Annotated in this window: 1 pseudogene; it reads left to right on the top strand. The window is 73.3% G+C overall.

The features are described from left to right. Positions 1-50: 50 nt before the first annotated feature. Positions 51-1021, top strand: a pseudogene (locus AB0G02_RS42200) (hypothetical protein); the annotation flags it as partial.

Genomic DNA, 1021 nt, shown 5'->3' on the forward strand with positions numbered 1-1021 from the left:
AGTCCGCCGGGTCGACCACCGGGACGGACCACCCCCTCCTCACCGCGGCAGTGACGCTCGCCGAAGGCAACAGCTCCGTCCGTACCGGGAAGCTGGATCGACGAACGCACCCGTGGCTGGCCGAACCCTCGACGCTCAGCTGCGCCCTCGTGGAACTCGCTGTCCACGCGGGCACGCAGACAGGATACCCCTACCTGGAACACCTGGTCATCGACACGCTGCCGCCGATCCCCGAGCACGGCGCGGTCGAGTTCCAGACGATCCTCGGCGCAGCCGACAACTCCGGCTGCCGGCTCACGTTCCACTCCCGCACCGACGACGGCCCGTGGACCCTCCACGCCACCGGCCGGCTCACGGCAGAGACCCCACCAGTCGAACCTCATCACGGCCCGCACACCGGGATCGCCCTCGCTGACGACGTCGACGCGACCGGTTTCACCGTGCACCCGGCCCTGCTCGATGCCGCGTTGCAGCCCCACCTCACCGAGAAGAGCGGCGAGTTCCCGTCGACCTGGCGCGGCGTGCGCCTGGAGCCGACCGGCGCCACGAACCTGCGGGCGCACCTCTCCGGCACCGCCGGGATCGTGCTGGCCGATGACACCGGCGCGCTCGTCGCAGCCGTCGACTCGGTCACCACCAAGCCCGTGCCCGCACCTCAGCCGTCCGACTCGCTCTTCGGCCTGGAGTGGACGCGGCTGCCGGCCCCCGGAGCACCAGTCGACACCACCGGGTGGGCGGTGTTCGGTGACGTGCCAGACGGGCTGCACCTGACCGGGAACCCCCCCCTGCCCGCCCGGCGCCCCGCCCGCCCGCCCCTGGTCCTGGTCCCCTGGCGGTCGCCCGAGGACGCGGACGTGCCGGCGCAGGTCCGCACGGCCACGCACCGGATGCTGCGACTGCTCCAGGAATGGCTTGCGGACGAGGCGTTCGCGGCCACCCGGTTCGTGGTGCTGACGCACGGCGCGGTGGCTGTCCGCCCCGGCGAGGATGTCGACGACCTCGCCGGCGCGGCCGTCCGGGG

The sequence above is a fragment of the Actinosynnema sp. NPDC023658 genome (assembly GCF_040639995.1).
Lineage (GTDB): Bacteria > Actinomycetota > Actinomycetes > Mycobacteriales > Pseudonocardiaceae > Actinosynnema.